Genomic DNA, 25134 nt, shown 5'->3' with positions numbered 1-25134 from the left:
TTCCTCAACGCAGCAGGTAGGGCATGTTGACGGTGACGGCGCCGGTGGGACAGCGGGCCGCGCAGGGGCCGCAGTACCAGCACTCGTCGACGTGCATGTACGCCTTGCCGTTGTCCGGGTTGATCGCCAGCGAGTCCAGCGGGCAGATCTCCACGCACAGCGTGCAGCCCTGGATGCACAGCGATTCGTCGATGGTCACCGGCACGTCGGCCCGGTGCTCGACCACAGCCATCTAGATCAACCTCCAGTCGGTGTCCGTGTCGGGACCCGGTACACGCTCCGGTGGCCGGATCAGGCTGCCGCGCATGGTGATCCGGTCCCCGCGCATGCGGATGTATTCCAGGTCGACCGGGCGGCCGTCCTCGAGTCTGGTGAGCCGTTCGAGCAGCAGCAGCGCGCCGCCCTCCGGCATCTGCAGGGTCATGGCCGAGTGAGCGTCGGCGGTGATGGCCTCGAGCGCGAGATCGGCGGAACCCAGTGGGCCGCCGCTGATCTGCTCGATGAGGGCGAACACGTCGTTGGTCTCCAGGTCGCGGGTGACGACCTCGTCGCCGATGTCGGGGACCAGATAGGTGAGGTCCAGGCTGAGCGGCAGGTCGCCCAGGTAGCGCAGGCGCTCGATGTAGACGGCCTGCTGACCGGGTTCGAGCCGCAGCCTGCCGGCCACTGCGGGCGGCGGGGTGAGCCGCCGGGCCGCGCGCACCTCGTTGCGCACCTCGCCGTGCCCGCGCAGGGTCTCCTTCAGGCCGAGCAGGGCGTCGAGTCCGTGGTCGTACTTGCGCTGGGCGACATGGGTGCCGACCTTCGGGGCGCGATCGATGAGGCCCTCGTCCTTGAGCAGTGCGAGCGCGTCGCGCACGGTATTACGGGAGACCGCGAATTCGGCGGCCAGGTGCTGCTCGGGCGGCAGCGCCCGTTCGAAGGCGCCCGCGTGGATCTGCTGACGCAGCACGTCGGCCACCTGACGGGCTCGATCGGCCCGGCGCACGGGGGCGCGCAGCGGTACCGGTTCCGGCGACACCTCGACTCCTTTCCACGCCGTTGACCTGCAGTTTCAGAACTGTAATGGCGAGATCGGGAGGTGCCCGGGCACGCACTCGGCCGCTGGGCGGGCGGTGCGGTTCTACGCCGCCCGGCCGTGCGCGCGGCCTGCCGAAATGCCGGGAATCCGGGCTATTGCGCCACCCGGATCAGCGCCGGCTGACTTGGAATCACCGTGATCGGAATGCGTGCGCCGGACGCGGGGCCGGAGTGGGCTCGGAACAGGCCCGTCGTCACGAGATACGAGCGGGGGACGTGTCGTGCGCCACATCTCCAGACCGCGTCATATCGACCGAACCATGGCGTGAAATATCAACCGGCACAAAAGATTCGGACACGCCGAAGGTTGTTCGGAGGGTTTCGGGCGGGAGTGCCCCGACATGCCGCAGGCTGCCGGGCCGGACGCGGATGCCTTCCGTTCGCCGTGATCGGAATGATACTTTGATCCTATGTCTGCCAGCCGCCCTCTCTCCGCGCCGCGGGTCACCTACGTGACCATCGCGCTGGGCGTCCGGCTGCCGCGGCAACGGGAACTGTGTTGTCCCTGCCGTCGCGCAGCCGAGTTCTGACCCCCCGATCACCCGAGCGTCACCGCTCCCCGGATCCGGGCTCCTCGCTGCACCCCCGATACCTCCATGTAGGCATTCGTCCCCCTGTCGGCAGGCGGGACCGCAGCAAGGATTGCGAAAAGTGTCCAGCCCCACGCTCGAACGTCCCCATTCCGCCGGCTCCACCGCGACCGCCCGGCTGGCTCCGGCCCGCCCGGCGGTGCCGCCGGAGCTGCGCATCACCGACAATCCGGCGGCCGCCGTGCTGCGCGCCGCCACCCGCGGACCGATCTTCCGCGATATCGCCGCGCAGACCACGGGTCTGAGCATCGCCACCGTGAATCGCCAAGTGTCCGCGCTGCTTTCGGCCGGGCTGCTGCGGGAACGGGCCGATCTGACCGCGTCCGGCGCGGTGGGCCGCCCGCGCGTGCCGTTCGAGGTCGACACCGACTCGTACGTGACGCTGGGTGTGCACATCGGCTTCACCGTCACCCGCATCGTGGCCGCGGATCTGTCCGGCCGCATTCTGGGTGGACTCGAAATCGCCACGCCCCAAACGGGTCAGGACGCGGCGCTGACCATAGTGGCCCGCAGCGCCAAGGCGTTCCTGGACCGGCTGCCGCGACGCAAGCCGCTGTGGACCGGCGTGGCGCTGGCCGGGCGGGTGGATCCCGCCGTCGGCGTAGTGGATCATCCGCGGCTGGGCTGGCAGGCCGCGCCGGTGGCGGCGATCTTCAGCAGCGTGCTGGACCTGCCGGTCTCGGTGTCGGCACATGTCGAGGCGATGGCCGCGGCGGAGCTGCTGCTCACCCCGCGCGAGCCGGGCGACGAGACGCGACCGGGCAGCAGCCTGTTCGTCTACGCCCGCGAAACCGCCGGTGTCGCGGTGACATTGCACGATCGGGTGCACACGCCGGCCAATGGCCCCGGCTCGATCGCGCACCTGCCGACCGGCGCGGACGTGGATTGCACCTGCGGCCGGCGCGGCTGCTTGGAGGCCGCCATCGGTGAGCGCGCGCTGCTGGAGCGCGCGGTGCGCAAGGGCGTGCTGCCCAAGCCGGAGGCCCCGCGCCGCCCGGCCGTCACCGATCTGTACCGCGCCGCGGATTCGGGCAATGCCGCCGCCCGCGACCTGCTCATCGAGCGGGCCGACATCCTGGGCCGCACCGCGGCGCTGGTGCGCGACATGTTCAACCCGGATCGGGTGGTGCTGGGTGGTCAGGCCTTCACCGGCTGGCGGCCCGGCATGGAGCGGGTCGCCAAGGCCTTCGCGGAGTCGACCACGCTGCCGGCGGCGGATCTGCGGATCAGCCGATTCGGCGGGCGGGTACAGGAATTCGCGGCGGCGGTGACCTCGGTGAGCGTGTTCTACGCCGATCCGCTGTCGGCCATGCGGCGGGCCACCCGGACCCGCTGACCCGATACGACGGAATCCCCGCCGGTGTATCCGGCGGGGATTTCCTTGTGGCCGAGGAGGTCCGGGCCGGACGGTCCACGGTCCGGCCCGGACCCCGGTCCCGCACGCGCGCGAGGCCCTTGCGCGCACTGCGGGTTTCCCCGCCGCCCGCCCCGGAGTCCCCTTCCCGGCGGGCGGCGGTGGTCTCAGGCGGCGCGCACCTGCGGGGTGAGGCCCCATTCGCGGGCCAGCAGGCGGTGTGAGTTCACGCGGTCCGCATGATCGAAAGTGACGCTGGTGACCAGGATTTCGTCGGCGCCCGTGAGCTTGCGCAGGCCGCGCAGGCGCTCGGCGACGGTGGCCGGGGAGCCGACGAACTGGGTGGTGACCCGGTCGTCGACCAGGCGGCGCTGCTGGTCGGACAGCGGCGGCGCGGTCTCGGGATCGAGGTAGTCGGCCGCGCCCGCGCCGCTGCGAATGCTGTAGACCCAGTGTCCGTAGGTGGCGGCGAGCCGCTGAGCGGTCGCGTCGTCCTCGGCCACCACGACATCCGCGGAGACCACCAGGTAGGGCCGCGGGAAGCGGGCGGACGGCCGGAAGGCCGCCCGGTACGCCTCGACGGTCTCCACGATGGTCCCCGGGGAGACGTGGTAGTTCGCGGCGAACGGCAGCCCGAGTCTGCCTGCCAGCTGGGCGCTTTCGCCGCCGCTGCTGCCGAAGAGCCACAGCTGTACGTCCGCGCCCTCGCCCGGTACCGCGTGCAGCTCGACGCCCTCCGGGCTGACATAGGTGCCCGCCAGCAGCGCGCGGATGTCCTCGACCTGCTCGGTGTAGGGCAGCGGTTGCGCGCCCGGCAGGTGCAGCGCGCCCAGACCCGCTCGCACCCGGGAGAAGTCGAGCAGCCGGCCGGGGAAGAACGGCGGCGGGATCACCACGCCGTCGCGAACCTCGGTGGGACGCTCGGGCGCGGGCACCGGCGGCACCCCCGCCGATCGCAGCTGGTCGCCGCGGTGACCGGAACGGCCCAGCCCGAGGTCCAGCCGGCCCGGATACAGGGCGTCGATGGTCCCGAACGCCTCCACCACCGACGCCGAGGTGTGATGCCCGAGCTGCACCGCCGCCGACCCCACGCGAATGGATTCGGTGGCGGCGGCGATCAATCCGATGAGGGTGGCCGGGGCGGCGCTGGCAACCCGGACGAAGTGGTGCTCGGCGACCCAGAACCGGTGGTATCCGAGCCGTTCCGCCTGCCGGGCCAGGTCGATGCTGTTGCGCACCGCCTGCCGCGCGGTGGAACCCGTGCTGATCGGTGCCAGGTCGAGAACCGACAGTGGGGTGGTCATGCCGCCTGCTCCTTTCGCGGATCCTGTTCGCCCGCTTCGACAACGGTGGTCAGCCGGTTCTGCGCCGGGGCGATCGGGCAGGTGGCGTAGTCGGTGAAGGCGCAGGGCAGATTGACCGCGCGATTGAAGTCGAGGACGACGGCGCCGTCGGCGGCGGGCCGGGACAGGTCCAGCCGGCGGGCACCGCCGTAGGTGGTGACGCCACTGGTGCCGTCGGTGAACAACACGTGCAGACCGGCGGTCTGGTTGCCGAAGACGAGGAGCTCATGCCGCGCGCCGTCCAGTTCGAAGGTGACGGTGCCGGTGGAGGTGTGGTGGTGTTCGAGGCCCTCGACCACCGCACCCGTGGTGACCACTCGCGCCACGTCGAAGGGCGCGAAGCGGCCGGCGACCACCCACTTCGGATCCGGCCGGTAGACCGGGATCTCGGTGAACGCGGCCAGCACCGGGGACGCCGGATCGTGAATCCGCAGCGCGAACTGCCCGGTCCGGCGGATCACCTCGACGACCCGATCGCCGGTGTGGACCTGGAGCCCCGGCGCACCCTCGCCCGGGGTGAGCACCGAGGCGCCGCTCAGCGAAGTGCCGTTCAGCAGCAGCGCCGGCTCATCGGATTCGAGTGTGACGTGGACGTTCTCGCGGTCGGCGCGCCAGCGGCCGGGCAGTCCGTCGACGGCCTCCTCCCGGTCGCCGAGCCAGTGCAGCCCGGTCAGGCTGAGCCAGCCCAGGGGTTGCCGGGCCCAGGCGTCGCGTTCGGCGCGGAAGGTGGCCCACTGCTGGTCGTAGGCGGTGGCGGTAGCGGTCATGAGGCGCGTGCTCCTTCGGTGCCGTGGCGGGGATGGCCGGTGCCGCGGTGGGGATGCGGCAGACCCAGGTGGTCACGCAGGGTCGGGCCGGTGTATTCGGTGCGGAAACTGCCCAGGGACTGCAGTTCCGGGACGACCTTGTCGACGAACTCGTCGAGGCCGGTCGGGGTGAGGTGCGGGACCAGCACGAAACCGTCGGCGGCATCGGACTGAACGTAGTGGTCGATCTCGGCGGCCACCTGCCGCGGCGTGCCCACGAACTGCTGGCGGGCGGTGGTGGCGATGACGAGTTCGCGAATCGACAGGTGCTCGGCGGCGGCCCGGGCGCGCCAGTCCTCGGCGACGGCGCGGGGATCACGGGCGTGCCGGACCCGGCCGCGGGTGATGGTCACGTTCTCGGCCGGATCGATATCGGGCAGCGGGCCGTCCGGGTCGTAGGCGGAAAGGTCACGGCCCCATACCTGTTCGAGAAAGGCGATGGCGGTCTGCGGCGTCACCTGCTGACGGCGGATGTGTATCGCACGGTCCCGCGCCTCGTCCGGGGTGTCGCCGAGCACGAACCCGGCGGCGGGCAGGATCTTCAGCTCGTCACGACCACGCCCATATCTGGCGAGGCGGTCCTTCACGTCCCGGTAGAACCGCTGTCCAGCCTCGAGTTCGCCGTGGGCGCTGAAGATGACATCGGCCTTGGCGGCGGCGAATTCGCGGCCCTCGTCGGAGTCGCCGGCCTGGATCTGCACCGGGTAGCCCTGCGGCGCGCGCGGCAGCACGAACCGGCCCTCGAGATCGAACTGGTCGCTGGTCACGCGCACCTCCGGGACCGGGCGCGCGAAAACCCCGCGCTCCCGGTCGATCACGAGCGCGTCGGCGGGCCAGCTGTCCCACAGGGCGCGGGTGGCGTCGACCACCTCATGGGCACGGGTGTAGCGCTGGGCGTGCTCGAGATAGCCGCCGCGCCGGAAGTTCGCGCCGGTGAAGGCATCCGAGGAGGTCACCGCGTTCCAGGCGGCGCGACCGCCGGACAGATGGTCCAGCGTCGCGAATTGCTTTGCCAGCTCGAAGGGTTCGTTGAAAGTGGTGTTGATTGTTCCGGCCAGGCCCAGGCGGGTGGTGACGGCGGCGAGCGCGTTGAGCACCGTGAAGGTGTCGGGGCGGCCCACCACGTCCAGGTCGTGTATCCGGTCGCGGTGTTCGCGCAGCCGCAGGCCCTCGGCCAGGAAGAAGAAGTCGAACAGCCCCCGCTCGGCGGTGCGCGCCAGGTGGACGAAGGAGTCGATGTCGATCTGGCTGCCCGAGTCCGGGTCGGTCCACACGGTGTGGTGATTGACTCCCGGGAAGTGGGCGGCCAGGTGAATCTGCTTGCGTATCCGATGATCCGGCATGGTGACTCCTCAGGCGTGGGCGTAGCGGCCGGCCGGACGCGGCAGGCCCAGCCGTTCGCGCAGGGACGGGGTGAGACCGGGCAGGTGGCGCAGCGCGGCGGGCAGGGCCAGCGGGCGCAGCACCACACCGTCCGCCGCGCACTCGGTGTCGACGCGGCGCAGCAGGTCGCGGAGTTCGGCGGCGGTGCCGATGTGGAAGACGGTGGCCGGGGCCGGGGTGGCGGTCCAGTCCTCCAGCTGCGCGACCTCGAGGGCGGCCGCGTCCGCGGTGTCCGCCAGGTGGATGTCGAGATCGAGCAGCACCCGGACCCGCCGCGGGTCCCGTCCGGCGGCCGCGACGGCGGCACGCAGTTCGGCACGGGTGCCGGCGGCGGTCGCGAGATCCGGTGCGGCGATGCGGATCAGGTCGGCGCGGTGCACGGCCACCCGGGTGCCGTGCGGGTCGGCGGCCCGCACGGCGATCGGCGGCTGTCCCTGCGGCGGGCGCGGCGTGATCGAGGGGCCTTTCACCGCGAAGTGCTCGCCCGCGAAGTCGATGTAGTGCAGCCGGTCCCGATCGATGAAGCGGCCGGTGGGCGCGTCACGGATCTCGGCGTCGTCGTCCCAGCTGTCCCACAATCGGGACACCACCTCGACGGCCTCGTCCGCTTCCTGCCAGCGGGACCGCCCGTCCTGCTCCGGCTTGCGCCCGAACAGAGCCGCTTCCCCCACTCCGGTCGCGACCTCCCAGCCCGCCCGGCCCTTCGTGGCGAAGTCCAGGCTGGCAATGGCTTTGGAGAGGTGGAACGGCTCGGTGTGGGTGACCGACGCCTGCGGGATCAGGCCGATGCGCCGGGTTTCCGCGGCGGCCCGCGCGGCCACCGCCACCGCGTCCAGGCGACCGAGCGCACCGGCGGATTGCAGCGTGAACGCGTCCGGCAGGAAGGCGAGATCGAGGCCCGCGTCCTCGGCGGCCCGCAGCGCGTCCACCCAGTAGCGAGCGTCGAAGAGTTCCTCGGCACGGGAGTCGGCGCGCCGCCACGAGGCGGGGTGCGCGCCGGTGCCGGACAGTTCCAGGCCCAGCAGCAGCGGAGTCGGGTGCGGCATCAGGCTGTCCTTTCGAGCGGAAGAGAGGCGGCGGGCTCGGCGGCCCGGGGCACGGCCGCGAGCAGCTCGCGGGTGTAGTCGTGCTGGGGATTGCCGAAAAGCTCGGCGGTGGGGGCTGTTTCGACGATGACTCCCTGACGCATGACGGCCACGCGATCGGACAGCCGGCGGACCACGGCCAGGTCGTGGGAGATGAACAGGTAGGCGAGCGCCAGGTCGGTTTGCAGGCGTTCCAGCAGCTCCAGGATCTGGGCCTGCACCGAGACGTCCAGGGCCGACACCGGTTCGTCGAGCACGAGCAGCTCCGGGCGCAGTGCCAGGGCGCGGGCGATGGCGACGCGCTGCCGCTGGCCGCCGGACAGCTCGGCGGGGCGGCGATCCAGGTAGCCGGCCGGCAGCGCGACCTGATCGAGGAGTTCGGCGGCCGTCACCCGGCGGGACCGGCGATCACCGATCCCGAACGCCTGCAGGGGTTCCGCCACGATCCGGCCGACCGTCAGCTTGGGATTCAGCGAGACGTACGGGTTCTGATAGACGACCTGGATGCGGCGGCGCAGCGCGCGCAGCCCCGAGCCGCGCAGGGCGGTGACGTCCTGGCCGTCGAAGGTGAGCGCGCCCGCGTCCGCTTCGGTGAGCCGGGCGATGATGCGGGCCGTGGTGGACTTGCCGGAGCCGGATTCGCCTACAACGGCGAGGGTTTCGCCGCGTGCGAGCTCCAAGGAGACGTCGTCGACCGCGGTAACCGTGAAATCGCGGGTGACTCGGAACGACTTGCGCAGGCCGGTCGCGGACAACAGCGGCGTCGAGGGCTCGGCCACCGCGCGCGGGTTCGGATCGGGACGCTCGCCGTGGCCGAGACTCGGGGCGGCGGCGATCAGTCGTTGCGTGTACTCGTGCTGTGGATTGCCCAATACCTCTGTCACCGAACCCGTTTCGACGATCCGCCCGTCCCGCATGACCACGATGCGGTCCGCCCGCTCGGCGGCGACGGCGAGATCGTGGGTGATGAGCAGTACCGCCGTGCCGGATTCCGCGGTGCGCCGGGCGAGATGGTCGAGAATGCGGCGCTGCACGGTGACGTCGAGGGCGCTGGTCGGCTCGTCGGCGATCACCAGTTCCGGGCCGCAGGCCAGCGCGATGCCGATCAGCACGCGCTGCCGCTGCCCTCCGGAGAGGTCCTGTGGATACTGCCGGGCCCGCAGTTCCGGCCGATCCAGCCCGGCCTGCTCCAGGATCCGGACCGCCTCGATCCGCGCCGCCCGGCGATCGGCACGCCCGTGGATGCGCAGCACCTCCGCCACCTGATCGCCGATGCGCAGCACCGGATTCAGCGAGGAGCCGGGATCCTGCGGGACCAGGCCGATGCGCGCACCGCGGATCCGCCGCAGCGTCCGTGGAGCAGCGTGCTCGAGGCGTTCACCCGCGAAGGTGATGGCGCCCGCGGTGACGCGTCCGCCCTGGAGCAGCCCGATCACCGCGTGCGCGAGAGTCGACTTGCCAGAACCGGATTCGCCCACCAGCGCGACGGTCTCCCCGCGCCGCACCTCCAGCGCGACGCCCCGGACCGCGGACGTCGTCCCGGTGCTGCCCTGGTACTCGACGTGCAACCCCTCGATGTTCAACAGCAGATCGGTCATCGCACCTGGTCCTTCTGGAGTGCGCGGGCAATGCGCTGGGTCGACAGCACGAGCACGACGATCACCAGGCCCGGCAAAGTGGTCAGCCACCACGCGGTGGCCAGGAAGCCGCGGCCGTCCGACACCAGCGAGCCCCATTCCGGGGTGGGCGGCACCGCGCCGTAGCCGAGGAAACTCAGCGAGGCCACGAACAGCACCGCGACCCCGAAGTCCACCGCCGCCAGCGCCGCCACCGGTCCGTAGGCATTGCGCAGGACGTGGCGGAACAGCACCGTGTGCCACCGCACCCCCGAGGCGAAGGCCGCCTCCACATAGGGCGCGCGCCGGACCCGCAGCACCTCACCGCGCATCACCCGGGCGAACCTCGCGATCAGCGAAACACCCACGGCGATGGCCACATTGCGGGTGCCCAGCCCGAGCACCGTGATCATGGCGAGCGCGACCAGCAGATCCGGAATCGAGAGCAGCACATCGACCACCCGCATGAGCGCGGTGTCCACCACCCCGCCCGCCGCACCCGCGACCAGTCCCAGCAGTGAGCCCGCGACCAGCCCGAGCAGCACCGCGAACACCGTGGCGCTCAGCGACAGCCCGGTGCCGTGCACCACGCGGGTGTACAGATCCCGCCCGAGATTGTCGGTCCCGAACCAGTGTTCCGCGCTCGGCCCCCGCAGTTTCCGCGCCGGCACGCCGTGCAGGGGATCACCGCTCGCGAATACCGACGGTGCGACCGCCCAGGCCAGCACCAGCAGCACCACCGCACCGGCGGTCACCGCACCGGCATGGCATCGCACCCACGCGGCGGCGTTGCGCACCGTAGAAGGCTCGAACAGCGCCGCGACCGCGGGCCGGGTCGCGATGTCAGACATCGGTGCGCTCTTCGGTGTCGAAGCCGGACTCCGCGTCGGCCGGAACCCAGTAGGCGATGCCGGGATCCAGCAGCGGATGGGTCAGGGCGATGACCCGCAGACGTGAGCGCGGGCCGGACGGGACGCGCAGGCGCTCGCGCAGGTTCCGGATGAGGTGGCGGGACAGGCCGTCAGGCATGGGCGCGCTCCTTCCGCGTATCCCGTTGCACGACACGGGGATCCAAGAGTGGATAGGCGAGGTCGATGAGCAGGTTGACCGTGACGAAGACCAGGGCGGCGAACACGACGATGCCCTGCACCACCGGAATGTCCTGGTGCAGCACCGATTCCTGGGTGAGGCGGCCCAGCCCGGGCCGGGAGAACACGGTCTCGGTCACCACCGAGCCCGCCAGCACCTGACCGACCCACAGGCCCGCCACCGTGAAGGCGGGCGTGGCGGCGGGCCGCAGCACGTGGCGCAGCTGCACCCACCAGCGCGACGCGCCCTTGGCGAAGGCGACCGCCACGAACGGCTGCCGCCAGGTGGCGAGCAGGCTGCTGTAGAGCACCTGGGCGATCACCGCGGCGACCGGGATGGCCAGGGTGACCGCGGGCAGGATGGTGCCGCTGAATCCGCTCCCGCCCAGCGCCGGAACAAGCCGCAACCGGAACGAGAACAGCTGCAGCAGTAGCAATCCCACCCAGAAGGCCGGCATGGATGCCCCGATCGGCGGCAGCGCGGTGAGCAGGCCGCGCAGCCACGGCCGTTCGGTGTAGGCGGGCGCCAGGGCCAGCGCGGTGCCGCCCAGCACCGCCAGCGCCAGACTCAGCCCGGCCAGGGCGAGGGTCGAGGGCAGCGCCTCGGCCAGGGCGCCGGTGACGGTCTGGCCGCTGAAGATCGAATGGCCCAGGTCGCCGCGCAGCGCGTGGGTGAGCGCCGCCCAGTACTGCGTCCAGAGCGGTTGATCCAGGCCGTATCTGGCCCGCATCTCCGCGACAGCCGCCGCGTCCACGGGGGTGCCGGTGGCGGCATTGGCGGCCATGTCCACCGGATCGCCCGGCAGCAGGTACAGCACCGCGAACGACAGCGTGAACGCCGCCCACAGCACGCCCACCGCCTGCAGCACCCGTCCGATCACGTAGCGGCCCATGGGATTACCGCCGCAGCCAGGTGTCGTGGAACTGCAACCGCGCCGACGCCTCGAACTTGACCCCGGCCACGCCCCTGCCCACGCCGATGGCCTGCGACAGTTCGATGGTGGGGATCCACAGGCCCTGGTCGAGCACCGCGGCCTGGGCGTCGCCGATGATCTTGGACCGGGTAGCCGGGTCGGTGGCCGACAGCTGCTGCGCCAGCAGGGTGTCCAGCGGCTCGCTGGGTCCGCGCGCGTTCAGATTGCGCTGGTCCACCGCGAAGGTGGTGCGCAGGATGTCACCGTCGGCGCGGGTGGAGTTGTAGTAGTCGAAATCGAAGTCCTTGTTGTTCTGGCGCACATTCGATTCCGCCACCGACAGCGGCTCCAGGCGCAGGTCGAATCCGACCGCCTTCAACTGCTGCTGGGTCAGTTCGAGGATGGCCTGGTTGCCCGCGAAGACCGGGGCGAAGATGACGCTCGCCGCGAGCCGCTGGCCGTCCTTCACCCGGATGCCGTCTCCACCGGGCACCCAGCCCGCCTGGTCGAGCCGCTTCTTCGCCGCCTCGGGGTCGTAGTTCACCCGCCCGGAAAGGTCCACATAGCCAGGCGTTTTCGATGCCAGGACGCTGGTGGCGACCCGGAACTGCGGGCCGAGCACGGTGTCGACCAGTTCCTTGCGGTCGAGGGCGGGCAGCAACGCCGCCCGCACCGCCGGATCCCGCAGCGGACCACGGGTCACGTTCACCTGGAGTCCGAACGGCACGCCGGGATTGGCGGTGAACTGGACACGGCCGCCGCCGGCCTCGATCTGCGAGACATCCTGCGGCAGGGCGTCACTGATGGCGTCGAGCTGGCCGGAGGCGAGGCTGCCGGTGCGGACCCCGGATTCGGGGACCACGGTGAACACGATCTTGTCCAGGTACGCCTCGCCCGGCGTCGCGAAAACCGCCGAGCCCCAGGCGTATCCGGTGCGCTTGGCCAGCGTCGCGGAGGCGTTCTGCTTCCATTCGGCGTAGGTGAACGGGCCGCTGCCGATATTTCCGCCGAGGCACCGGTTGTCCGCCGGTTCCGCGACGGTGGCGTCGGACTGGATGCCGAGCTGTGGTGTCGAAGTCGCCTGCAGGAACTGGGCATTCGGCGTGGCGAAGTCGACCCGCACCGTGCGCGGATCCACTACCGTGCTGCCGGTGTAGCCGGCCAGATAGCTCGCCGCCAGCGGGGCCTTCGCCCCGCCCAGGGCGACGATGGAGTCGAAGTTCTTGCGCACCGAGTCCGCGGTGAGCGGGGTGCCGTCGCTGAAGGTGACCCCGTCCTTCAGGTGGAAGGTGAACGATCTGGCATCCGGGGAGACGGTCCAGCTTTCCGCCAGCCACGGCTTCAGCGCACCGCTGTCCGGGTCCTGGTCGACCAGCGAGTCGACGATCTGCCGGGTCACGTAAATGGTCTGATTCGTCGCGGACTGCGCGGGATCCGAGCAGGTCGGGGCCAGCGACAGACCGTAGCGCAGGGTGCCGCCCGCCTGCGGCGGACCGGTGGGCTCGCCCGGGTTCCCGGTGCCGGAGCTGCCGCACGCGGTGAGCGCGAGGGTGGCGGCCAGGGCGCCGGCGAGCGCGAGGGGACGCGCGGTGTGCGGACGGTTCATCGGGGATCTCCGGAGGGGTAGCGATCGGCGCCCAGTGGGCGGCTGGGGATGCGGCGCCGCAGTTCCGGGGCGACCTCCGCCTGGAAGAGCTCGAGGCTCCCGCGGTGCTGGGCGTCGGTGCGGCCGTCGGCGTCAGCACTGAGATGGATCACCTCGTGGCGGAACCGCTCGTGATATCGGTTCACCTTGTCCAGCACCTGTTGCGGACTGCCGATCAGGGCCGAGGAGCGTTCGACGAAGTCCTCGACGGTCTCGAAGACGATGGGCACACCGAACTTTCGCGCCACCGCCTGCCGCGCCTCGAAGACCGGGCGGTACAGGTCCACGGCCTCCTGCGAGGAACGGGTCACCAGGAAACCCGCGGTGCCGGCGCCGACCAGTGCTTCGGCGGGCTCGTGGCCGTACTCCGCCCAGCGCTCCCGATAGTGGTCCACCAGTTCCGCGTACGGCTCGATCGGATAGGTGACGTTCGCCGAGAACAGCGGATCCCCCTGCCGCGCCGCGTAATCCGCGCTCTCGCGGCTGGTGGCGCTGCCGTGCCAGATGCGCAGGCGCGGTTGCAGCGGGCGGGGCAGGGCCTTGGCGTCGATCAGGGACGGCCGGAAGCGGCCGGACCAGGTGACGCTGTCACTGTCCCAGAGCTTGCGGAACAGTTCGTAGCCCTCGCGATTGCGATCCCACTGGTCGTCGGTGGTGACGTGGAACAGCTTGGCCTGCGCCGCGCCATTGCCCTTGCCGATGATGAGTTCCAGGCGGCCGTCGGAGAGATTGTCCAGGGTGGAGTAATCCTCGAAGGCGCGCACCGGATCCAGCAGACTGAGCGTGGTGACACCGGTGAACAGCGCCAGCCGTGAGGTGACGGCCGCCAGATGGCTCAGCACCACCGGCGGGGCGGCGGAGATGAACGGATCCTCGTGCCGCTCCCCCACCGCGAAACCGTCGTAGCCGAGCTCCTCGGCCAGCCGGGCGCTGTCGACCACCCGGCGCAGCCGCTGGCGGGGCGACTCGGTGGCGCCGGTGACCGGGTCGGGGGTGTGCGTGATCAGAGTCAGCAGCAGGAATTTCATGCCGGCACCGCCGCCGGTGCGCCGGAACGCAGGTCGCCCTCGACGGGCAGGCGCTTCTCGAACGGGTGCACGGGACCGACCGCCTTCACGATGTCGCGCGGCAGCGCGGTGTACCCGGCGGCCGTGTAGAGCGCCACCGCCTCGGGCTGACGCGGGCCGGTGGTCAGATAGATGCGCGTGTAGCCGCGCCGGGCGATCTCGGCCTCCAGCTGCTCGAGCACGAACCGGCCCAGCCCCTGCCGCCGGTGCGCGGTCGCCGTCCAGATCCGTTTCAGCTCCGCGGTTTCCGCGTCGAAGCGCTGGAACGCGCCGCCCGCCACCGGCTCACCGTTGTCCACAACGATCAACAGGTCGCCGTGCGGCGGGGCGAAATGACTCGCCGGATAGCCGGTCAGATCCGCGTGCACCTCACCCGGGGTGCCCCCGTAGCGGCTGCTGTACTCGATGGCCAGCTCCGCCAGCAGCGGCGCGGCCAGCGGATCGTGCTGTCCGACGTGGAATACGGTGCGCGACACGTTCATCCCTTCGTCTTCGGTAGTCCCGGCGGATTGATCAGCGACTTCGGCACCGCCTCGCCCCCGAGGCCCCAGCGGTCGAGGACCCGCTGGTAGGCGCCGTGGTCGATGGCGTACTGGATGGCCTGCCGCACCGGCTCGACCACGCCGTTGTCCTTGCGGGTGAGCACCCCGATATCGGCCTGCAGGGCATCGCCCGCGCCCGACCAGGTGGTGAGCACCTTGGTGCCGGTGGTCGCGGAGTGGTACTGCGCCGAGGGGTTCGGCCCCACATAGCCGTCGATGCGGCCGGAGGACAGTGCCAGGTAGTAGTCCGCGGGCTGCTGGTAGTAGGCGAGCTCCAGCCCGGGCAGACCCTCGGCCACGTTCTGGTCGTTCCAGCCGACCAGCAGCTGCTCCTGGTTGGTGCCCGAGGTCACGCCGACCTTCTTGCCCGCCAGCGACTTACGATCCCGGTACGTCCACGCGGAATCCCCGGGCACCTCGAGGGCGATATTGTCCAGGCGGTAGGTGGCGAAGTCGTACTTCTCCTTGCGCTCCTCGGTGACGGTGGCATTGCTGATGAACACGTCCGCTTCGCCGGAGTCGATCTTCACGAAGTTCTGGGCCCAGTCGCCGTTGCGCCGATCCACCTTCAGACCCAGGATGTCGGCGATCAACGAGGCGACGTCCACCTCCGAACCGACCACGGTGCGATCGTCGGTGGCGTAGAAGCCCAGCGGCGGCGTCGCACCGATGGTGCCGGTCACCACCAGGGTGCCGCGCTCGCGAATGGCCTGTGGGAGCTGCGCGGCAATCGCGTCCACCTTCGCCGCGCGCACCCGCCCCGCCTGCTCCGGCGACAGGTCGTAGGTCAGGCCGTTGACGCTGCGCGTGTTGTCGGCTCCGCCGTCGTCCTTGCTGCCACAGCCGCTCACCACCAGGCTCAACAGGACGACGGCGATCAGGGTGCCGGTCCGTCTACGACGGCGGGTCAGGGACATGGGCGGATTCCTTATCTAGTGGGATCACGTCAGAGGACGTGTGCGAGAAAGGCTTTGGCGCGCGGATGCGACGGGTTGTCCAGCACCTGCGCGGGCGGCCCCTGCTCGACGATGCGGCCGGCGTCCAGCAGCACCACGGTGTCGGCGACCTCACGGGCGAACCCGATCTCATGGGTGACGATCACCAGCGTCGAGCCGCCGCGCGCCAGCCCCTTGATGACATCGAGCACCTCGCCCACCAGCTCCGGATCCAGGGCCGAGGTGGGCTCGTCGAACAGCAGCACCTCGGGCCGCAGCGCCAGCGCCCGCGCGATGGCCACGCGCTGCTGCTGCCCGCCCGAGAGCCGGCTCGGATACTCATCGGCCTTGTCCGCCAAGCCGACCCGCGCCAGCAGCTCCAGCGCCTCGGCGTTCACCTCGGCCTTGGATCGCCGCTGGGTGGCCACCGGCGCGAGCGCCACATTCTCCCGAACCGTCAGGTGCGGAAAGAGATTGAAGTTCTGGAACACGAACCCGATCCGAGCCCGGCGGCGCAGGATCTCCCGCTCGTGCAGCTCGTAGAGCTTGCCGCCGCGGCGACGGTAGCCGACCAGTTCGCCGCCCACCCGCACCGTGCCGCCGTCCACCTGCTCCAGGTGATTGATGGTGCGCAACAGCGTGGACTTGCCCGAACCCGACGGGCCCAGAATGACCGTCACCTCGCCGGTACGGATCGCCAGATCGATGCCGGACAGCACCGCTGTGCCGCCGAAAGACTTTCTGACACGGCGCAATTCGATCGCGAATTCACTCATCGCCGGTTCCCCTCGCGAAGTGCCGCTCGATATAGAACTGAATGACACTCAGCACGGTGGTCAGCACGATGTACCAGACCGTGGCCACCATCAGCAGCGGCACCACCCGGCCATTCCGGCCGTAGATCACCTGCACCTGATAGAACAGCTCGGCGATCGCCATGGTCGACACGATCGAGGTGCCCTTGAAAAGACTGATCACCTCATTGGCGGCATTCGGCAGAATGCCGCGCATCGCCTGCGGCGCCACGATGGTGAAGAACTGCCGCCGCCACGGCAGGCCCAGCGACCGCGCCGCCTCCCACTGCCCCTCGTCCACCGAGATGATCCCGGCCCGGATGATCTCCGCCGAATACGCGGCCTGATGCAGCGCCAAACCGATGACGGCCGCGGTGAATCCGCTGATCACGCCGTTGGTCTGAAAACGCGCGAACTCCGGCCCGAACGGAATCCCCAGCGACAGCGTCTTGTACAGGTAGGCCAGGTTGAACCAGAACAGCAACTGCACGATCAGCGGAATCGAGCGGAACGCCCACACATAGGTCCACGAGATGACCCGCAGCGCCGGATTCTTCGACAGCCGTCCCACCGCCAGCCAGATACCGAGCAGGAAGCCCAGCAGGGTGCCCCAGAAGGTCAGCTCCAGGGTCACCTTCAGCGCGGACAGCACCGAACGCGCGGTTATGTACCGCGCGAAAGTGCCCCAGTCCCAGCCCGGATTGGCGATCAGCCCGTGCGCGAACTGCGCCACCAGCACCAGCGCGACCGCGCCCGTGACCCAGCGCCACGGATGGCGGGTCCGCACGATCGGCAGGTCAGCGTCGTGATGTTCCGCGCCCTCGCCGGGGCGATCCGCGTTCGGCCCCGGCTGCGTGGGCGCCGCCAGCGTGCTCATGGTTCGTCCTCCATCGGTCCCGGCGGAAGCACCCGCACCACGTGCGCGGGGGTTGCTGCGATGTCTGCGAGCCGGGTCTCTCGATCGCTCTGGATGGTGATGACCACGTTACGAAGTGCGGCGGCGGCTGTCGCCGGTCCGGATCAAGGTGAATTCAATTGCCTGGCAACAGATCTCCGGACATCCGGTGGAAATGGGGAAATCAGCCCGCGGCCTCGTCGCGTTCGGGGACCGGATCGTGCAGGGCGCGGAAACCGCTGCGGTGGAAGACCAGCGGCTCGGACTCCGGATTCGCGCTCAGCCGATGCACCCGCAGCAGCACCACCGCGTGATCACCCGCCGGAACCTGCTCGTGCACCGAGGTTTCCAGCCAGGCGGTGGCGCCGGCGACGAAGGCCGCGTTCCCGTGCCCGGCCCGCAGCTCCACATTCCGGAACCGATCCCCGCGCCGCGAACTCAGCCCCCGCGCCTCGGCGGCCTGCGCGCTGCTGAGCAGGCTCACCCCGAGCCGGCTCGCCCGCTCCAGCCGCGGCCACGTCTCCGACGAGTATTGAATGCACACCGACACCAGCGGCGGATCCAGCGATACCGGCACGAAGGTGCTCGCCACCAGCCCGTACAGTGTCCCGCCAAGTCGCGCGCACACCGCTACCACCCCGCTGGGAAAGTGTGCGAAGGTCCGGCGCAGATCGGCGCCGCCGGCCGCGTCGAGCGCGGCGGCCGGGCCGTGAATCGAGGTCAGCTCACCCATCACCCCACTCCAGCACCGGCCTCCTTCCGGCGACAGTGTTGCGCTCGAGCCGATCCCAAGTGCGCGGCCCCGAGGCGGGACAACGCGAAAGCCCCCGCCCGGCAGGCGCCGGACGGGGGCTGTGCGGCTTCGCGAGGTGTCGCGGTAGCGCTGGGTGTCGCGAGATTACTTGGGCGCGACGATGTGCGGCTGGTTGATCGTCACGAAGTAGTTGTACGCGGCGGCGATCGCGACCGGCGCGGTCACGAACAGCTGACCGGCGATGGTGCCCAGGAAGCCGACGGTGGCGGCGCCCAGGATGCAGCCGCCGAGCGGGCCGAGGCCGAAGAGGGTGGCCAGGGCGCCGGTGGCGACCAGACCCACACCGACGCCGGCGATGCAACCGACGGCCGCGCCGCCCAGCGCACCGACCGTGGTGCCGATGGTGGCGCCGGTGGCGATGGTGTCCTTCATGCGGTTCCAGGCTGCCTGCTCACGGTCGTAGTCCGACTTCCACGGCGCCTGGTCCTCGTAGGGCAGGTTGATCGGCTTGTAGACCGCGTGGTCCATGTCGTACTGCGGCGTCAGAGTCGCGCTGTGGTCGGCGATCTCCGCGGCGATCGGGAACTCGAAGTCGTCCACGCGGAAGTTCAGCGGCAGACCGGCCAGCACGGTGCCATTCGCGGCCTTGATCTTGAAGGTGCCGTCCTCGACAACCATCGAGCCACCGTCGGTGTGGATGATGGTGTTGGTGTCGGACGTGGTTGCGGCGTAATCGATCACGCCGTTGTCGGCTGCGGGGGCCGCATTGACGGTGCCGGCGGTGACGCCCATCGCGGCGATGACCAACGCCGCGGTCGCGGCGAAATTCTTGAAGCGCATTTCCCTTTGTTTCCTCATCAGGCAGTCCGCGGGTGTGGATCGAATGATGGAAACCGTCCGACGCGAACGAGATGTGTATCGAGGGTGCTGGTGTGATGAACAGTTGAAATGGGAAACCCGCCCGGCCATTCGGCCGAGCGGGCTGTCCCGATGAGATTTTTGCTGATGCCTATAGAGCCCCTCGCGCTTATAGAACCCGCTCTTACTTGGCCGGAGCCGGAGCGGAGATGTGCGGCTGGTTGATGGTGGTGAAGTACTGGATCGCGGCGGCGATCGCGACCGGCGCGGTGATCAGCAGCTGACCGGCGATGGTGCCGAGGAAGCCGACGGCCGACGCACCCACGAGGCAGCCGATGATCGGGCCGGCGCCGAACAGGGCGGCCAGCGGAGCCGAAGCCAGACCGGCGACACCGAAGCCGAGGACACAGCCGACGGCCGCGGCACCCAGGCCACCGACCAGGGTCGCGACGGTCGCACCCAGGGCGATGGTGTCCTTCATGCGGTTCCAGGCGGCCTGCTCACGGTCGTAGTCCGACTTCCAGGGAGCCTGGTCCTCGTACGGCAGCGACACGTCCTTGACATTCTGCGGGGTGTAGACCGCGTGGTCCATGTCGTACTGCGGCGTCAGCGTCGCGGTGTGGTCCGAGATCTCCGCGGCGATCGGGAAGGTGAAGTCGTCCACCTGCACCTTCAGCGGCATACCGGCGACAACGTTGCCGTTCGCCGCCTTGATCAGGAAGTTGCCGTTCTCGACGACCATGGAACCGGCGTCGGTGCGGATGACGGTGTTGGTCTCGGAGTTGGTGGCGGTGTAATTGATCGGGGTGTTGTCGACGGCGGGAGCCGCGTTCACGGTGCCGGCGGTGACACCGAGGGCGGCGACGACGAGCGCGGATACCGCAGCGAAGTTCTTGAGACGCATGAATTCCTCTTCAGATGAGCAGATGCGTCCCAGGGGAACAAGGTCAGGTGTAACCCCTGGGACGTTGTGATGGAAACCGGCCTTCACAAACACCACATGGCACGTTGGTTCCACCCGGGTGAACCTTTGCCCATCGGTTGCCGAAACTACCTACTTAGGGGCGGTAAAAGGCTGATTGATAGTCGTGAAGTATTGCACCGCAGCGGCGATCGCGACCGGTGCCGTGACGAACAATTGACCTGCGATGGTGCCCAGGAAACCGACGGTGGCCGCGCCGACCACGCAACCCGCGAGCGGACCCGCGCCGAACAGCGTGGCCAGCGCACCGGTGGCAACCAGACCCACGCCGATACCGGCGATGCAGCCCAGCGCCGCGCCGCCGAGCCCGCCGACCAGCGTGCCCACGGTCGCGCCCAGACCGATGGTGTCACGCAGGCGGTTCCAGGCCGCCTGCTCGCGGTCGTACTGGGTCTTCCAGGGCGCCTGGTCCTCATAGGGCAGCGCGACCGGCTGGTAAACCGCGTGGTTCACGTCGAGCTGCGGAGTCAGGGTCGCTGTGCGATCGCTGACCTGCGCCGCGATCGGGAACTCGAATTCGTCCACGCGGAACTTCAATTCCGTTCCGGCGACCGTGGTCCCGTCGGGCGCCTTGATTTTCAGCGCACCGTCCTCGACCGCCAGCGATCCGGCGTCGGTGCGAATGACCGTTCCGCTGTCGGTGGTCTGGGCCGTGTAATCGATTGCGGCCGGATTCTTCTCGGCCGGACCGGCGTAGGCGGTCCCCGCCGCCACCCCCGTCGCCGCGATCGTCAATGCCGCGATTCCGGCGAATTTCCTCATCTTCATGCTGGTACTGCTTCCCACTGCCGCGAACTGAACTGTCGGCGGCAAGCATTAAGCAACCTCCCAGATTTCTGGAGGTTAAAAACCAGCTTGATTCGATCGGGACGAGCGGAATCCGGTTACTTCGCCTTGGCGGCGGCCTTCGCCTGCTTCTTGAATTCGCGTACCTGCGTAAGGGATTCGGCATCGGTGACATCGGCGACCGAACGACGCGAACCGTCCTCGCCGTACGCCCCGGCCGCCTCACGCCAGCCCGCCGCGGCCAGCCCGCGCTGTTTACCCAACAGCGCCAGGAAGATTCGCGCCTTCTGATCGCCGAAGCCCGGCAGCTTCTTGAGCCGCCTCAGGACTTCCTTGCCGTCCGGCGCACCGTCGGTCCACAGGGCCGCGGTATTCCCGTCGTAGTTCTCCACGATGTATCGAGCCAGCTCCTGCACCCGCCGCCCCATGGACCGGCCGTAGCGGTGGATGGCCGGCGGCGTCGCGGCCAGCTCCTCGAATTCCTCGGGATCGGCGGCGGCGATCCGGTTGATATCGAAGCCGCCCATCCGGTCGGCGAGTTTCCACGGACCGCGGAATGCGTGCTCCATCGGAAACTGCTGATCCAGCATCATTCCGACCAACAGCGCGAAATCATCGGTCGAAAGCAGCTCGTCGGCATCGGATTCCTGCGCAATACACAGCGTGCGGCTCACCATGCACCGATCATCCCATTCGACCTGGGCCGCGGTGACGCGGGTCACGCTGTTGCCGCCGAAGGACTAGGCTTCGGCCATGCCCGACACCATGGCTAATTCTTCAGTGCGAGCCGCGGCGCAACCTGCCGCTGGGTCCGGACTGCGACCGGACCGTTTCGACCGCGATGGACAAGACCAGCTCGTCGACGTTCACGATCTACAGGCAGCGCTGCCGGGCATCCGGCGCCTGCGCGCCTGGGCCCACGAGGCCCTGGCCCCCCAGGCGGGCGAGAGCGCCGTCGACATCGGGTCCGGCTCCGGCTCGGAGGTGCTGACCTTCGCCGACCTGGTCGGTCCCACCGGCACCGCGCTCGGCGTCGAACCCGATCAGCAGCTGCTGGCCGCCGCCGAACGCCGCGCCGCCCAGGCCGGATCCACCGCCAAGTTCATCAGCGGTGACGCCTACGGTCTGCCCGTCGGCAGCGAGAGCTTCGATGTGGCGCTGTGCGAGCGCGTCTTCCAGCACCTCACCGCGCCGGCCCGGGCCGCCGGTGAGATCGCCCGCGTGCTCCGCCCCGGCGGGCGCGTGGTGGTCATGGACTCCGACTGGGGCACGGCCATCGTGCATCCCGGCGACCGGCATGTGGTGCACGAGGTCGTCGAGACCATGATCGCGGGCACCACCAACCCGTACGCGGGCCGCCGCCTGGCCGGGCAGCTCACCCGGGCCGGGCTGGTCGTCGACGACTTCGGCTCGCACGCGCTGGTACAGGACAGCAGCGTCGGCGCGGGCGCGCTGGTCGCCCGGGTCGCCGATCGGGCCGTGGCGCGCGGCGCCATCAGCGAGCGCCAGCGCGACCAGTTGCTCGCCGACCTGGAGGCGGGCGCCGCCAGCGGCGACATTCACCTGTCGGTCACCCTCTTCGCGGTGCTGGCCCACAAGCCGCACTGACGCGGAAACAGAAGCGGCGCGCACCGTTTCGGGATGCGCGCCGCTTGTTACGTTGTGTGCCTTACAGATTCATGAGCTTCTCGGACGCGGCCAGCAGCACACAGGTCGCCAGGCCATCCATCGCCTGCTCCAGCTCGGCCTCGGACGGGAAGCTGGGCGCGATGCGAATGTTCTTGTCCTCCGGGTCCTTTCCGTACGGATAGGACGATCCGGCCGGGGTCAGCGCGATGCCCGCGTCCTTGGCCAGCGCCACCACCTTGCTCGCGGTGCCCTCCAGCACGTCCAGGCTGATGAAGTAGCCGCCCTTGGGCTCGGTCCAGGACGCCACCTTCGACGCGCCCAGCCGGTCCTCCAGGATCCGCAGCACCAGTTTGAATTTCGGCTCCAGGATGGCGCGGTGCTTCTGCATGTGCGCCCGCACGCCCTCGGCGTCCCCGAAGAAGCGCAGGTGCCGCAGCTGGTTCACCTTGTCCGGCCCGATGGTCTTCTTGCCCAGGTACTTCAGGTACCAGTCCTGGTTGGCCGTCGACGAGCCGAAGAAGCTCACGCCCGCGCCCGCGAAGGTGATCTTCGAGGTGGAGGCCAGCACGAACGGGCGGTTCGGGTGTCCCGCCGCCGCGGCCAGGCCGAGCACGTCCAGCACCGGCTCGGCGGTGTCGGTGAGCGGGTGCACCGCGTACGCGTTGTCCCAGAAGATGCGGAAGTCCGGCGCGGCCGTCGGCATCGAAACCAGTTCGCGGGTAACGGCTTCCGAGTAGGTGACGCCGGTCGGGTTGGAGTAGTTCGGCACCGCCCACAGGCCCTTGATGCTAGGGTCCGAGGCCACCAGCTCCGCGATCAGATGGGTGTCCGGGCCGTCGCCCTTCATCGGGATCGGGATCATCTCGAAGCCGAGCGACTCGGTGATGGCGAAATGCCGGTCGTAGCCCGGTACCGGGCACAGGAACTTGAGCACCGGCTCGTCGGCCCAGCGGCGCTCGGAATCCGCGGTGCCGTGCAGCATGGCGAACACCAGCAGGTCGTGCATGATCTCCAGGCTGGCGTTGTTGCCGGCGAGCAGGTTCGATACCGGGATGCCGAGCAGCTCACCGAAGATCGCGCGCAGCTCCGGCAGGCCGTGCAGGCCACCGTAATTGCGCACATCGGTGCCGTTGCCGTCGCGGTAGTCGGCGGCGCCCGGCAGCTCGAGGAGATCCCGCGAGAGATCCAGCTGCTCGGGCGAGGGCTTACCCCTCGTAATGTCCAGCGTCAGCTTCTCGGTCTTGAGCTTCGCGTAGTTCGCGGTCTGCGTCTCATGTTCCGTCACGAGTTCCGCATGGCTCATCAAACCGAATTGCGTCTGCCGAGGCATCTGACAGCCTTTCCAATGGCGTGGGATGTTTGTCCAGGGTTGCGCGCACCGCGAACCCAACCGCCCACGTTACTAGCAGGCCGCTCCGATTCGGCAGGGATATATACAGTTCCGCCGCCGACACACGAGCCCGAAAATGAAAGGGGACCCAGCGCACCCGGCAGAGCCCGTTGACCCTTGCTGCCTTCCGGCCCTGGGGGAGTTCACAGGATGCGCGCCGCGCTGGATCCGTCGGCCAGTGTAGCGGCTCACCGCGCCCCGTGCGGCGCGGGGTCGATACGATGCCTGCGATAAGCGGGGTCGCCCGCGAAATTCCGGAGGGGAAAGACGACATGACGAGTTCCGATCCAGGACCGGGCGGGGCGCACGACCCGCAGAAACACCAGGAGACCGCGCAGTGGTGGGCCACCCCGCCCGCCGGCACCGACGCCGGTCAACCGGTCCAGGGCGCGGACCCGACCATGCTCAACTACAACGCCGGCGCCATGCCGGCGTACACGCCGCCCGCCCAGCCGCTTTCGTCCGGCCAGCCCTCCGGCGGCTTCCCGCAGCAGTCGGTGCCGGGCTTCCCACAGCAGCCGAACTCCGGGGGCTACCCGCAACAGTCGGTGCCGGGCTACCCGCAGCAGCCGAACTCCGGGGGCTACCCGCAGCAGCCGATGTCCGGCGGCTATCCGCAGCAGCAGTACACCCCACCACCGCCCACGGCCCCGCCCGGCTACGGCTACCAGGCGCAACCGCCACGCCCGGGCGGCAACAAGAACGGCTGGATCATCGGCGGCGTCATCGGCCTGGTGGTGCTCGTCGGCGTCATCATCGGCGCGGTCGCCCTCTCCGGCAGTGACGGTCCCTCGCCGCGCGGCGGTGACGACAAGAAGAAGAACGCCGGCAAGTACACGATGGACGGCGTCACCAACGGCTGCAGCGTGATCGACACCTCGGTGCTCAACAAGTGGGTCTCCACCTCCAAGGGCACCCCCGAGCACTCCGAGACCAAGCCCACCGACTACTCCGGCGGGCGCTTCGAATGCCGGGCCGGCAATGAAGAGGCCAGCAAGACCGACAAGTACACCACCAACACCGCCGACCTCACCCTCGACGTGTCCTTCCTGAGCGGTGCGTCGACGGCCTACAACAAGCCCGAATACGACACCTGGAAGACGTCCGACACCGGCACCACCGGCAGCGGCCGCACCGCGGGCGACGTGAACGGCATCGGAGAGGCCGGCTACTGGGCGGCCAAGGTCGACGACTGGACCTACTGGACCACCACCGACTACACGGTCGCGGTCAAGGACGACAACGCCTCGGTCAAGGTCAACATCAGCCTCCGCATGGCCAAGGGCCAGGACGTCAGCAAGGACGAGATCGCCCAGGTCTGCAAGGAGCAGGCCCGGAAGGCCCTCAACAATGTGAAGAAGAAGTAGCCGCCGACCACGGCATTTGCTTCCACCAGGGGGGCACCCGGTATATTGCTCGGCGGAGGATTCGCCTAGTGGCCTATGGCGCTCGCCTGGAACGCGGGTTGGGTTAACAGCCCTCAGGGGTTCAAATCCCCTATCCTCCGCCAGGATCAGCCCTGGCCGGGTCTGGTTTTCGCCAGATCCGGCCGGGGCTCGTCCACACCAGCGGTCCACACTCGGGACATCTGAGGGGAT

At 69.6% G+C, this 25134-nt stretch carries 25 protein-coding genes, 1 tRNA gene, 1 other RNA gene and 1 riboswitch; of the genes, 4 read left to right on the top strand and 23 right to left on the bottom strand.

The window, feature by feature from the left end:
* Positions 1 to 4: 4 nt before the first annotated feature.
* Together ON33_RS01455 and ON33_RS01450 are read right to left on the bottom strand one after the other, a co-directional pair.
* The gene (locus ON33_RS01455) at positions 5 to 232 is read right to left on the bottom strand and encodes a 4Fe-4S dicluster domain-containing protein (RefSeq protein ID WP_040853885.1); all 228 of its coding nucleotides are present in this window, start codon (positions 230 to 232) and stop codon (positions 5 to 7) included.
* Positions 233 to 1021, bottom strand: coding sequence for a GntR family transcriptional regulator (locus ON33_RS01450; RefSeq protein WP_051151518.1), 789 nt, complete (start codon positions 1019 to 1021; stop codon positions 233 to 235).
* A gap of 710 nt (positions 1022 to 1731) precedes the next feature.
* On the opposite strand from ON33_RS01450, the gene ON33_RS01445 reads away from it, so the two are divergent.
* Positions 1732 to 3006, top strand: coding sequence for an ROK family protein (locus ON33_RS01445; RefSeq protein ID WP_040853882.1), 1275 nt, complete (start codon positions 1732 to 1734; stop codon positions 3004 to 3006).
* Positions 3007 to 3191: 185 nt separating this feature from the next.
* Here ON33_RS01445 and ON33_RS01440 read toward each other — a convergent pair whose 3' ends face one another.
* From ON33_RS01440 to ON33_RS01350, 19 genes are all read right to left on the bottom strand, one after another.
* Positions 3192 to 4328 carry an LLM class flavin-dependent oxidoreductase gene (locus tag ON33_RS01440; protein ID WP_040853880.1) on the bottom strand — a complete coding sequence of 379 codons (1137 nt, stop codon included), beginning with the start codon at positions 4326 to 4328 and terminating at the stop codon, positions 3192 to 3194.
* Positions 4325 to 5134, bottom strand: coding sequence for a DUF1684 domain-containing protein (locus tag ON33_RS01435; RefSeq protein WP_040853878.1), 810 nt, complete (start codon positions 5132 to 5134; stop codon positions 4325 to 4327). The genes ON33_RS01440 and ON33_RS01435 overlap by 4 nt, the downstream gene beginning before the upstream one ends.
* Positions 5131 to 6516 (bottom strand): NtaA/DmoA family FMN-dependent monooxygenase, encoded by a 1386-nt coding sequence (locus ON33_RS01430; RefSeq protein WP_040853876.1) that lies wholly within the window; start codon positions 6514 to 6516, stop codon positions 5131 to 5133. Before ON33_RS01430 ends, ON33_RS01435 begins: the two co-directional genes overlap by 4 nt.
* 9 nt (positions 6517 to 6525) lie before the next feature.
* Positions 6526 to 7602, bottom strand: a complete 1077-nt coding sequence (locus tag ON33_RS01425; protein WP_040853875.1) for an LLM class flavin-dependent oxidoreductase — start codon at positions 7600 to 7602, stop codon at positions 6526 to 6528.
* A complete protein-coding gene (locus ON33_RS01420; protein ID WP_040853872.1) occupies positions 7602 to 9239 on the bottom strand; it encodes a dipeptide ABC transporter ATP-binding protein in 1638 nt (545 codons plus the stop codon). The genes ON33_RS01425 and ON33_RS01420 overlap by 1 nt, the downstream gene beginning before the upstream one ends.
* The gene (locus ON33_RS01415; RefSeq protein ID WP_083868513.1) at positions 9236 to 10108 is read right to left on the bottom strand and encodes an ABC transporter permease; all 873 of its coding nucleotides are present in this window, start codon (positions 10106 to 10108) and stop codon (positions 9236 to 9238) included. The genes ON33_RS01420 and ON33_RS01415 overlap by 4 nt, the downstream gene beginning before the upstream one ends.
* A complete protein-coding gene (locus tag ON33_RS01410; protein WP_040853866.1) occupies positions 10101 to 10286 on the bottom strand; it encodes a hypothetical protein in 186 nt (61 codons plus the stop codon). Before ON33_RS01410 ends, ON33_RS01415 begins: the two co-directional genes overlap by 8 nt.
* A complete protein-coding gene (locus ON33_RS01405; RefSeq protein ID WP_040853865.1) occupies positions 10279 to 11238 on the bottom strand; it encodes an ABC transporter permease in 960 nt (319 codons plus the stop codon). Before ON33_RS01405 ends, ON33_RS01410 begins: the two co-directional genes overlap by 8 nt.
* A gap of 4 nt (positions 11239 to 11242) precedes the next feature.
* Positions 11243 to 12865 carry an ABC transporter substrate-binding protein gene (locus tag ON33_RS01400; protein WP_040853863.1) on the bottom strand — a complete coding sequence of 541 codons (1623 nt, stop codon included), beginning with the start codon at positions 12863 to 12865 and terminating at the stop codon, positions 11243 to 11245.
* Positions 12862 to 13932 (bottom strand): LLM class flavin-dependent oxidoreductase, encoded by a 1071-nt coding sequence (locus tag ON33_RS01395; RefSeq protein WP_040853862.1) that lies wholly within the window; start codon positions 13930 to 13932, stop codon positions 12862 to 12864. The genes ON33_RS01400 and ON33_RS01395 overlap by 4 nt, the downstream gene beginning before the upstream one ends.
* Positions 13929 to 14453: a GNAT family N-acetyltransferase gene (locus ON33_RS01390; RefSeq protein ID WP_051151517.1), complete on the bottom strand. Its 525-nt coding sequence runs from the start codon at positions 14451 to 14453 to the stop codon at positions 13929 to 13931. Before ON33_RS01390 ends, ON33_RS01395 begins: the two co-directional genes overlap by 4 nt.
* Positions 14450 to 15430, bottom strand: a complete 981-nt coding sequence (locus tag ON33_RS01385) for an ABC transporter substrate-binding protein (RefSeq protein ID WP_040853860.1) — start codon at positions 15428 to 15430, stop codon at positions 14450 to 14452. The genes ON33_RS01390 and ON33_RS01385 overlap by 4 nt, the downstream gene beginning before the upstream one ends.
* A gap of 29 nt (positions 15431 to 15459) precedes the next feature.
* Positions 15460 to 16224: an amino acid ABC transporter ATP-binding protein gene (locus tag ON33_RS01380; RefSeq protein ID WP_040853858.1), complete on the bottom strand. Its 765-nt coding sequence runs from the start codon at positions 16222 to 16224 to the stop codon at positions 15460 to 15462.
* Positions 16217 to 17119, bottom strand: coding sequence for an amino acid ABC transporter permease (locus ON33_RS01375; RefSeq protein ID WP_083868512.1), 903 nt, complete (start codon positions 17117 to 17119; stop codon positions 16217 to 16219). The genes ON33_RS01380 and ON33_RS01375 overlap by 8 nt, the downstream gene beginning before the upstream one ends.
* A gap of 7 nt (positions 17120 to 17126) precedes the next feature.
* Positions 17127 to 17219, bottom strand: a riboswitch (SAM riboswitch).
* A 102-nt stretch (positions 17220 to 17321) separates the two neighbouring features.
* Positions 17322 to 17870: a flavin reductase family protein gene (locus ON33_RS01370; protein WP_083868511.1), complete on the bottom strand. Its 549-nt coding sequence runs from the start codon at positions 17868 to 17870 to the stop codon at positions 17322 to 17324.
* A gap of 165 nt (positions 17871 to 18035) precedes the next feature.
* Entirely contained in the window at positions 18036 to 18731 is a 696-nt protein-coding gene (locus tag ON33_RS01365; protein ID WP_040853857.1) for a DUF8020 domain-containing protein, read from the bottom strand.
* Between the two features lie 202 nt (positions 18732 to 18933).
* Positions 18934 to 19653 (bottom strand): DUF8020 domain-containing protein, encoded by a 720-nt coding sequence (locus ON33_RS01360; protein ID WP_040853855.1) that lies wholly within the window; start codon positions 19651 to 19653, stop codon positions 18934 to 18936.
* 150 nt (positions 19654 to 19803) lie between these two features.
* On the bottom strand, positions 19804 to 20499 hold the full coding sequence (locus ON33_RS01355; RefSeq protein ID WP_040853853.1) for a DUF8020 domain-containing protein: 696 nt from the start codon (positions 20497 to 20499) through the stop codon (positions 19804 to 19806).
* A 116-nt stretch (positions 20500 to 20615) separates the two neighbouring features.
* A complete protein-coding gene (locus ON33_RS01350; protein WP_083868520.1) occupies positions 20616 to 21194 on the bottom strand; it encodes an HhH-GPD-type base excision DNA repair protein in 579 nt (192 codons plus the stop codon).
* Between the two features lie 76 nt (positions 21195 to 21270).
* Between ON33_RS01350 and ON33_RS01345 the strand changes: the two genes are divergently transcribed.
* Positions 21271 to 22125, top strand: coding sequence for a methyltransferase domain-containing protein (locus ON33_RS01345; RefSeq protein WP_083868510.1), 855 nt, complete (start codon positions 21271 to 21273; stop codon positions 22123 to 22125).
* Positions 22126 to 22186: 61 nt separating this feature from the next.
* Here ON33_RS01345 and ON33_RS01340 read toward each other — a convergent pair whose 3' ends face one another.
* Positions 22187 to 23476, bottom strand: coding sequence for an aspartate aminotransferase type Ic (locus ON33_RS01340; RefSeq protein ID WP_040853851.1), 1290 nt, complete (start codon positions 23474 to 23476; stop codon positions 22187 to 22189).
* A gap of 138 nt (positions 23477 to 23614) precedes the next feature.
* An RNA gene (gene ffs / locus ON33_RS38970) (signal recognition particle sRNA small type) lies at positions 23615 to 23709 on the bottom strand.
* 99 nt (positions 23710 to 23808) lie between these two features.
* On the opposite strand from ffs, the gene ON33_RS37860 reads away from it, so the two are divergent.
* Positions 23809 to 24903: a hypothetical protein gene (locus ON33_RS37860; RefSeq protein WP_051151516.1), complete on the top strand. Its 1095-nt coding sequence runs from the start codon at positions 23809 to 23811 to the stop codon at positions 24901 to 24903.
* 54 nt (positions 24904 to 24957) lie between these two features.
* Positions 24958 to 25046: transfer RNA gene (locus tag ON33_RS01330), tRNA-Ser, on the top strand.
* Positions 25047 to 25134 lie beyond the last annotated feature (88 nt).

The organism is Nocardia niigatensis NBRC 100131, from assembly GCF_000308655.1.
GTDB lineage: Bacteria > Actinomycetota > Actinomycetes > Mycobacteriales > Mycobacteriaceae > Nocardia > Nocardia niigatensis.
This window is presented reverse-complemented; position numbering and strand designations above follow the sequence as displayed.